A 9,152-nucleotide genomic window follows, 5' to 3' on the forward strand; every position below is an offset into this window, starting at 1 on the left:
GAAGCATCATTTATTTAAGTTAGATACATATTATATGTACGAAGGCATTTCATTTACACAAGATTCTTGACGCTACCTTTTATTCTAGGCCCAACCCTAATTTATCCATTTGTGGTTTTCCATATGCTGCTAGTCGAGAAGTACCAGATTGGCATTCACTTTCTCACCGTGGGCTTAAGGAGCTAGAAGCGCTTGGAATTGAGTTTGACTTAAACACTTTAGTTAACTCAATAGACGCAGAAAATCATCTCGTGTCAGGTGTTCGATCGAATGGTGCTGTTACTTATAAATATAATAAATTGATAGTTGCCACGGGAGCAATTCCTAAAGTAGACGCTTTTCAAGGTTTTTCATTTAATGATACCCAAGAAAACAATAGTAAGATTCACGTTTTACACACAATGTCTGATTATTTGTCGTTAGATACAGCACTAAACCAAGCTAAAAACACCGCCATCATCGGGGCTGGGTATATCGGTGTTGAGATGGCCGAAGCAATGGTACGACGAAAATTAAACGTGACGCTATATCAACGTAGTAATGAAATTCTTTCCACAGTGGAAAATGAATTTGGATCTATGGCTCACCAGGAACTAACACAAAATCGAGTAACAGTACTGACTGACCGCACTATTTTGAGTGTTGTTAGCTCTGCTACTAGTGTAAAAATTAAATCTACATATTTGGGCAATATCACTGATGAACGATCGTTTGATACGGTCTTAATTGTTACTGGAGTTCAGCCCAATACGCAATTATTAGAAGCAGCTGGTGCCAAGACTGGTGCGGCCGGAGCAATTTCAGTTGATGAATTCATGCATACGACTTTGCCAGATATCTGGGCCGCCGGTGACTTGGTTGAGACTGACCATAGATTACTTGGAAAAACATACCTACCCTTAGGAACTACTGCACACAAACAAGGCCGGATAGCCGGATTGAATGTCGTGGGGCAGCGATGCCGGTTTAGGGGGATCGTTGGAACCCAAGTTATAAGGGTTTTCAATTTAGTTATTGCTAGAACTGGGCTATTGCCTAAAGAAGCAGAAAACGCTGGTTTTTCTACTTTATCCAGTACAAGTACAGTGTTCGACCATAACTCATATTTTCCAAATGCAAGTAAAATCACCATTAAATTAACTGCTGACAAAGAAAGCAGATTGCTACTTGGTGCACAGTTAATTGGGAACTATGGAAGTGAGATTGCAAAACGAAATGATATTTTTGCAACCGCAATTTTCAATAAAATGACTATTAATGATCTAGACGACTTAGACTTATCATATTCACCGCCAATTGCGTCACCGTGGGACCCTGTTCAACAGGCAGCACAAGATTGGGAAGCTGTGTTCGATAAATCTAAATAAGCTCATTAAAGCATCTAATATAACAAAGCACCACCTATGTAAGAACTTAGAAGTTGTCTAAAATCTCTTGAGTAATAAAATACCAAAAACGCTAAGATGCCCATTTACATACGAACGCTATGATGATGACCTTAGCCTTTATGTCAGTTCTATTGCGGCGCTTTTGAAGATCTCAAACAGTTTCTAACCAGCGGCGGAAGTAGCCTTAAACCGTTTGCCAATTGTGAGGTAACTGGCGCTATTGAGATCCAGTACGGAGAATATGGAGAACGGCATTAAAGATCTCGTAGAGATCAACCTGGTGTGATCGCGTGCATTGGCGCACAGCTTCTAAATCAGATCGAATTAGTTCAAATTGTTACCGGGTAATGTCGCTTGGATAGCTAAGCATCCTTTTTAATGAAACTATATCAAAAAACTTTCAGCTAGCAAAGATTAAAAACAGACTCTTAGACTTTCTACTGATTGCTGAACTCACCTTGGCGTTTCAATCAAACCAAATATGATTGCCATCATATTTGCATTCTTCGGACTGTTGGGTTATGGGTGGCCCCAACAAAAGGTGCCCCCTCGCACTAGCTTGTTTGCTGGCACTAGGCGGCGAGGACCCATCGCTGTCAAGTCTGCCGCCAAGCAGACCGATTACCTTGGCTGAGGTTAGACTGCTAATCTCATTGGCAGTTTGCTCCTATACTGAAATTTGGTACCAAAATCATTACGTCCACTCAGAACATAAATAAAACCCTGATTTTTCTGCTTAGCGTAGAAAAATCAGGGTTTTACCTTCTGAAAAGTTCCTTATCGTATAATATCTGCGTTTTGTCGGCAGGACCCCTAGAGTCCTCCATTTGATAGTAACCGATACATAGGCAGATATCTATGTATCGGTTAAAAAATTATACGACAGGGCTGAAATCTGGTTGCCATTCTTCCACAGCAAACTTACCATTTGAAAGCTCCGCAACTTTGTCGATCCATTCTAATTCATTAAATGAGCGAGCTTTTAACACATCATTTTGAGTATCGGCAGCATACATGCTTTGGTTAACCAACCACCAGTTGTGTGCGATATTTGCACGGTCTAAATCCTCATCTAAACGCATAGATTCATAAACTGGTGTTGTTTCAGGTAAAGTAACCATTAAGACTTCCGTGTCATCGGGATTCTGAAGACGTGGCAAAAGTTTTTGAATAGAAGCAGGTACTTCGCCAGAACTTCTTTCTACTTCCTTCGCATAGCTTTGTGTTGAATCCAGTAGCAAAAGTGCGTGTCCGGTTGGTGCAGTGTCAATTACGACAATTTCATCTTCAGACTTGTCAACGATCTCAGCAAATGCGCGAAAAACAGCAATTTCCTGCGTACATGGCGAGCGTAAATCTTCTTCAACATAAGCCACATCATCATCGTTCATGGTCGCTCTGGCTTTTGATAACACCTCTTCTTTATAGTCGGCAAGTTCTTTTTCTTCATCAATATGACTAACAGAAATTGGCAAATCTTCCGAAATAAATAGGTTTAAGTGATCCGCCGGATCAGTTGTGGCCAAATGGACCTTTTTACCTGTTTGAGCCAATTTTTTCGCGATTTTGATTGCCACAGTCGTTTTACCAACGCCGCCTTTGCCCATCGTAAAGATAATCTTCTTGTTGGAATGGATAAATTCCTCAACGATTTTATCCAAGTTTTGAAAATCCGTTGCCCTTTTTTCTTGAGATTCCAGTTCAGGCTGTTGATCACTCAATAAAATTTGGAGCTTATCAATTCCCGTTACGTTGTAAGGCCGAAGTGGGATATAAAAAGTCTCAAAGTCTTTCAGTGGTGCCGGCATATTCTCTAAATCTTGGGATTGCTCTTGGTATATAAGTTGAGAAATTTTGTCATCGTGAACTTCTAGTAATCCATTAACGACTAGTTTCTGATTTTGAATCCCTAATTTTCGCAGCTCTTCTGACGCACGTTCGGCTTCAATTAAAGGTACTCTTTGCGGACGAGTCACTAAGATCAAGGTTGTTTGTTCAGCGTCTGTTAAGGTCTCTACGGCTTTTTCATACATCTCTTTTTTATCGCCTAGTCCAGATAATTGACCTAAGCAGGATACGCCTGTCGTATTTTCGTCCAAGTAATTGTTCCAAGCAGAAGGCAACTGCAGCATCCGCAATGTATGCCCCGTTGGGGCCGTATCAAAAATCACATAATCGAACTGACCGGCAACTTCTGGATCAGTCAGGAAATTAGCAAACTCATTAAACGCAGCAATCTCTACGGTACAAGAGCCGGATAACTGTTCTTCCATATTTACTAATGCACTGTCTGGAAGAATTCCACGATAAGGACCAACAATACTTTCTTTGTATTCTGCCGCTGCAGTAATCGGATCGAAGTTGGCTACATGCAAGTTTTCAATTCCCTCGATAGGAGTGGGCTTGTTGGTTAAGGTTGTTTGAAAAACATCTTGCAAATTTGAAGCTGGGTCCGTGCTTACTAACATCACCTTATTCCCATCTTTGGCTAAAGATGTAGCTGTTGCACAGGCAGTAGTTGTTTTCCCAACTCCACCTTTTCCGGTAAAGAAAAGGTATTTGGTTAATTCCATAATTCCGGGAAGGTATTGAATCATTTTGTTTCCTCCTTTTTTAAAAGTAGACGTAGGAAAAGGCTGTTTAACAACAGCCTTCACCCCCGCAGCATCCACCAGAATTGTTGGCATCTTGTGTGACAAATTGTACTTCAGCATACTTACCGAACTCTTTCAGAGTAGGATAAGCGCCTTCTTTTACAATTTCACCGTCCAGTAATGTGACTGGCAAAATATCATTTCCTTTTTCCTGGAGCAATTTCAAAATGGTAGGGTGATTAACAAAAGCGTCAGGATCACTTGTCAAATTATGGCGAGAAGCTTCAATTGTTTCTAGTCCCTCAAATGTCTCGAATACTGAGGTAACCATCAGTAATTCTTCATCAACAGATGGTCCGCAAACGCCGGTTGAACAACACATTGCCGGTTCAAATAGTTCTAATTTTTTCATTTTTCTTTTCTCCTTTACAGCTACAGTTTTTATTGTGGCAAATGCAATTCTCTTCAGCAGAAAATAATTGCATCATTGAACCCATAAATTGATCAACAAAGGTTTCAGTTAATTGATAATGGTACCATTGTCCTTCTTTCGTCACTGTTACTACACCTGAATTTTCCAAGACTTTCATATGATGTGATAAAGTTGGCTGGGTAAACTCAAAGTGATCTAAAATATCGCATGCACACAGACTGCCACAAGATAGCAAGTCAATAATCTTCAGCCGTTTAGGATTAGCAAGAGCCTTCAGCATGACAGACAGTTCATCGTAGTTCATTTTCTTTTCCTCCTTATATAGAATTTTATCTATGTATATAATATAGACGATCATCTATATAGAGTCAATCCTTTCTGTCCTTTTTTGTAAAATGGAGATGTTCAGCCTATAAGTATCCCCAACTTTATCGTCTTTTATTAAATTTAGTATTGATAAGCAGCACACTAGTGGGCGGACATAATGGAGGCAATAGCTATGAATAGCGATATCGAGATTATTAAGGGGCGGTTAACCTTATTGTTTAAGCGGCGTCCCCAAACCCGCTATTGGTTAATGTTGACTAATGACACCTACGATCAGACCTATAATTTGTTTTTCAACAGTCAACGGGCTAATGAGCGCTTGCAATCCGTTCCCTTACATAAATTAGCTAACTATGATTTAGCTGATTTAGAAAATTTACTAAAAGCATTACGACAAGATATAAAGCTAACGATCGAATTTATTGGCTTTACTGGGGAACGGTGGCCGGCTAGTCAAAAGCTGATTCAACGAAAGCGGGTGCCACTTGAATAACCAAGAATTTGACTTAGACACGGCTAAGCGTTTTTTTGAACATGATTATCATGACCGGGGCATGATGAAATGGCAGGGCTTCTATTTATCCGATCATACTGCCGCTTTAAACCAACAGAACCAGCAGTTGAATGAAATATACGTTCCACGACCGCAACAATCCTTAGCAGAGATAACCCAACTACTGGCAGACGCATACCAGCGTCAACAACCAGTGACCATTCAATTAAAAACGGTTGACCAAAACAACCGTCATTGGCCAGATATCACCACCTTGATTCATGGTTACAATGCCAATGATATTGTGGTTGATGCTGATCGGTTTATCCCACTACCAGAAATTCGAAATGTTTCAACATAAAAGGACGGAACGGTTACTTAATAATTAGCCTTCCGTTTTTTTGATGCTTGTCTATTTGGCTTTATTTGTATCCTAGCTATATTAAATTATGAAGCCTAAACGCCAAGCGGTTCGCGTATAATAAACTAGTGAGTAATTTAAAGGTGGGGGAAGGACTGTTTTTATGTTGGAACTGTCGTTTGAAAAAGAAGTTGTTAAAACCTTAACGACCGGGAGTAACCAATGGGTGGAACGAAAAGACCTATATGGTGCGACGCCGGATCAATTATGGGCTAATTTTCGCGATAAATTAAATAACAATAACTATGCTAAATTGCAGGGACACCCTTTAACTGATACTGAATTTAATCAAGTTAAACGGGCGATTGAAGTCCGAACACCTTACGAAGCAGCTAAGTTACTAGCCGCCGAAAATGGCATTGGCAAAGTAGAAGTTGAACGTGATGATGCTAAGCTGGGCACGGTTACGCTCGAGTTGTTTTGGAAAGCGGACGTTGCTGGCGGTAAATCTAGTTATGAAGTGGTCCGACAAGCAGTGCGACCACGGCTAGCTGGTACTCAAGATGTCGATCCTGATCGCCGTTTTGACGTAACCCTATTGATTAATGGGTTACCCTTAATTCAATTGGAACTAAAAAAAGCCACGGTCGAACTTAACCAGGCTTTTAATCAAGTTGAAAAATACGCGCAAGAAGGTAAATATACGGGGATTTACTCGCTGCTGCAAATGTTTGTGATTATGACACCAGATAGTACGGCGTATTTTGCGAATGCCGAACCGGATCATTTCAATAAAGCCTTTTTGTTCAATTGGCGAACGCGGGATAATCACCCCGTGGAAAACGGCTTAGCGTTTACGCGCCAAGTCCTTAATATTCCCATGGCCCACAAAATGGTCAGTGAATATACGGTCATCGACCAAGAGCGGCAAAGCCTAATTCTCTTACGGCCTTACCAGATTTATGCGATTGAAGCCGTGATGCACCGGATTCATGACCATCAGGATGGTTTCGTTTGGCATACCACGGGTTCTGGTACAACACTCACCTCATATAAGACCGCTAAATTAGCTGCGCAAGATCCTGGTGTCGATAAGGTCATCTTTTTAGTTGACCGGCGGGATTTAGATGAACAGACAACTAGCAACTTTAGTGCCTATGCCGCCAATGATGATATCGCCATTAATGAAGCCCAAAACACCGGTGATTTAATGCGTAAGTTGCAACAAAATGACGGTAAGGTCTTGGTCACCTCGATTCAAAAACTCCATCGGGCGGTCAAAAAAACGCAAGCCCAGTTGGCAACCGGTAAGCAATCCCGCTTTAGTAAGACTTTAAAGCAACGGGTGATCTTCTTTGTTGACGAAGCCCACCGGTCGCAGTTTGGTAAGATGCAAAAGGAAATTCGAGCAGCGTTTATCAATAGTAACTGGTATGGTTACACTGGCACCCCCATTTTTAATGAAAATAAGAAACAGCTCAAAGGTGATCTAGCAGTTACGACGGAGGAGCTATTTGGTAAAGTCTGTCATGTTTATAACTTGCGAGACGCCTTAGAGGACCAAGCCGTGTTACCGTTTAACGTCGAACATGTAACAACGATTGGCAAAGATACGTTAATAACCCGGTCCCGCGAAAAAGAAACTCAGCGCGTCAAAGCGCGTCGTGATAAGCAAGGCCGCCTGATGAGTACAGCTGATGAAGCAAAAATTCAAGCCAAGATTCAAGCGATGTCAGTGAAGGACTTGGAAGAAACGTATTTAACTCCGGCTGACTTTGAGACCGATGAACATATTAACCAAGTTGTTCAATATATTTTACAAAAAGGCCCACGTAAAACCAGCTTGGGTCATGGCAACTATAATGCTATTTTGACCACCAGTTCCATTGAAATGGCGCAACGCTATTATCAAGCCTTTAAAGCCGCGAAAAAGACTACTCATAATCAGCTGGATCCTAATTGGCCCCGAATTGCGATTACTTATTCATTAAGTGAAAACGAAGATCAGAGTGCGCACAAACATGATCAAATGGCCACCATTTTAAAAGATTATAATCAGCAGTATCACACTAATTTTGATTTAGCCGATTTGAATCTCTATAACGAAGATGTCGCAAAACGGGCTGCCCGGCGTGAGGCGGTCTTTGCTAATTTGAAACCTGATCAAGAAATAAATTTAGTGATTGTCGTCCGCCGGTTATTAACAGGCTTTGATGCTCCTCGGCTAAACACGCTCTTTGTTGACCGCACCTTAGCTTATCAAGAACTCATTCAAGCCTATTCACGCACCAACCGGCTCCAAAACCGGGAATTAAAACAAGAGGGTCAAATTGTGACCTTTCGGGTGCCGGCAATCATGGAAGCTAATGAACGTGAAGCTTACAAGTTATATAGTGGCGAAGGCTCGTTTAATGTCATCATTCGTCCCACTTATCAGCAGGCCGTTTTAAAATTTCAAAAGGCCGTGGTCGATTTAAAAACCATTGCCCCGACGCCGAAGGCGGCCGATGACCTGAAAGGAACCACTGCCAAGGTGCAATTTGTGAAAGCATTTCGCCAAGTGAATCAGCAATTGAACTCGCTATCGATGTACAATGATTTTACTTGGGAGAACAGCGAAAAGGCCTTTGGTATCGCTCAGCCCGAAGTAGAATCCTATACGGGTAAATATCTGCGGATTAAAGCGGCGGTCACTAACCAAGAGCCCGAGAAAGTCCCCGAAGAATTAGCTGCTTTAGACTTTTCCTTAGCTGTTGGTTCAGTTGTCTTGGTGGACTATGATTATTTGACGCAATTAATTCAAGACTGGATTGATGAACAGCAACAGTACTCGACGCCTGATCAAGCCCAAGCGCATATGACCGATTATCTGCAAAACAGTGCCAAAGTACAGGCTAGTTTGAATAAATTGGCGGAAACGCAACCGCAACAGGCCCAGTTAATTCGCGAAGCCATGCCTTATATTGAGCAAAAAATGCAACAGTCGCAGCAACAGAGTGACCCAAATCAAGCCCCGGTAGCGTTGAATGCTCGGGAGTTGGTGACTGATTACGCCCAGAGACAATTGGTTCAAAAAACGACGGCCTTTGCCCACACGTGGGGCTTAGATCAAGCAGCCCTCTTGCGGGTGGCGCGCGAACACAACGTGGGTACTGATGAATGGCATCATGAACAAGAATTAACGCAGTCAGCAAGTTTAACAGCGGCCTTACAAGCTCAAACTGCCACTGGGCCAAAGATTCCAGCTGTTTTGCCACTATACCGGATTAAGTCCCAGGCCGCTTGGCGACAGTTTATTGAACACGATTTGGCAATCTATTTACAAAAATAAGTGAGGTTAAACAATGTCAGAAAAAACAACGCAAGCTAGTCAACTTGAAAGCGCCCTATGGAATGCGGCCGATGTCTTACGCGGAAAAATGGACGCTTCTGAATATAAAAATTATTTATTAGGGTTAATTTTTTATCGGTTCCTATCCGAGAAAACCTTGACGACCTTTAGTGAATGGGCGGGTGAAACCGAAAATGTCACTCAGAAATATGCCCAGTATATGGA

Annotated in this window: 8 protein-coding genes and 1 pseudogene; 5 read left to right on the forward strand and 4 right to left on the reverse strand. The window is 41.7% G+C overall.

Features of this window, described 5'->3' with window-relative positions:
* The first annotated feature begins 107 nt into the window (after positions 1–107).
* Positions 108–1,367 carry an FAD-dependent oxidoreductase gene (locus tag ACYVR3_RS15530; RefSeq protein ID WP_461244955.1) on the forward strand — a complete coding sequence of 420 codons (1,260 nt, stop codon included), beginning with the start codon at positions 108–110 and terminating at the stop codon, positions 1,365–1,367.
* A gap of 241 nt (positions 1,368–1,608) precedes the next feature.
* On the opposite strand, the pseudogene ACYVR3_RS15535 reads toward ACYVR3_RS15530, so the two are convergent.
* The 4 genes and pseudogenes from ACYVR3_RS15535 to ACYVR3_RS15550 form a co-directional block, all read right to left on the reverse strand.
* Positions 1,609–1,713 (reverse strand): annotated as a pseudogene (locus tag ACYVR3_RS15535) (IS5/IS1182 family transposase); the annotation flags it as partial.
* Positions 1,714–2,263: 550 nt separating this feature from the next.
* Positions 2,264–3,985, reverse strand: a complete 1,722-nt coding sequence (arsA, locus tag ACYVR3_RS15540) for an arsenical pump-driving ATPase (RefSeq protein ID WP_461244949.1) — start codon at positions 3,983–3,985, stop codon at positions 2,264–2,266.
* Positions 3,986–4,028: 43 nt separating this feature from the next.
* Positions 4,029–4,394, reverse strand: a complete 366-nt coding sequence (gene arsD / locus ACYVR3_RS15545) for an arsenite efflux transporter metallochaperone ArsD (protein WP_461244950.1) — start codon at positions 4,392–4,394, stop codon at positions 4,029–4,031.
* Complete coding sequence (locus ACYVR3_RS15550) at positions 4,372–4,719, reverse strand: ArsR/SmtB family transcription factor (protein WP_461244951.1); 348 nt, start codon at positions 4,717–4,719, stop codon at positions 4,372–4,374. The genes arsD and ACYVR3_RS15550 overlap by 23 nt, the downstream gene beginning before the upstream one ends.
* 195 nt (positions 4,720–4,914) lie before the next feature.
* Here ACYVR3_RS15550 and ACYVR3_RS15555 point away from each other — a divergent pair, with 195 nt between their 5' ends.
* The 4 genes from ACYVR3_RS15555 to ACYVR3_RS15570 all read left to right on the forward strand — a co-directional run.
* On the forward strand, positions 4,915–5,235 hold the full coding sequence (locus tag ACYVR3_RS15555) for an acetyl-CoA carboxylase (protein ID WP_461244952.1): 321 nt from the start codon (positions 4,915–4,917) through the stop codon (positions 5,233–5,235).
* Complete coding sequence (locus ACYVR3_RS15560) at positions 5,228–5,596, forward strand: hypothetical protein (RefSeq protein ID WP_461244953.1); 369 nt, start codon at positions 5,228–5,230, stop codon at positions 5,594–5,596. Before ACYVR3_RS15555 ends, ACYVR3_RS15560 begins: the two co-directional genes overlap by 8 nt.
* 163 nt (positions 5,597–5,759) lie before the next feature.
* A complete protein-coding gene (locus tag ACYVR3_RS15565; RefSeq protein ID WP_461244954.1) occupies positions 5,760–8,927 on the forward strand; it encodes a type I restriction endonuclease subunit R, EcoR124 family in 3,168 nt (1,055 codons plus the stop codon).
* Between the two features lie 13 nt (positions 8,928–8,940).
* Positions 8,941–9,152: type I restriction-modification system subunit M N-terminal domain-containing protein (locus ACYVR3_RS15570; RefSeq protein WP_461244945.1), on the forward strand; the 212-nt coding region annotated here is incomplete at its 3' end.

The organism is Secundilactobacillus muriivasis (assembly GCF_054785195.1).

What these genes read in the sequence shown, in the direction of transcription:
- arsA (WP_461244949.1), bottom strand. Translation starts at nt 3,985, where the DNA reads ATGATTCAATACCTTCCCGGAATTATGGAATTAACCAAATACCTTTTC.
- arsD (WP_461244950.1), bottom strand. Translation starts at nt 4,394, where the DNA reads ATGAAAAAATTAGAACTATTTGAACCGGCAATGTGTTGTTCAACCGGC.
- ACYVR3_RS15550 (WP_461244951.1), bottom strand. Translation starts at nt 4,719, where the DNA reads ATGAACTACGATGAACTGTCTGTCATGCTGAAGGCTCTTGCTAATCCT.
- ACYVR3_RS15555 (WP_461244952.1), top strand. Translation starts at nt 4,915, where the DNA reads ATGAATAGCGATATCGAGATTATTAAGGGGCGGTTAACCTTATTGTTT.
- ACYVR3_RS15565 (WP_461244954.1), top strand. Translation starts at nt 5,760, where the DNA reads ATGTTGGAACTGTCGTTTGAAAAAGAAGTTGTTAAAACCTTAACGACC.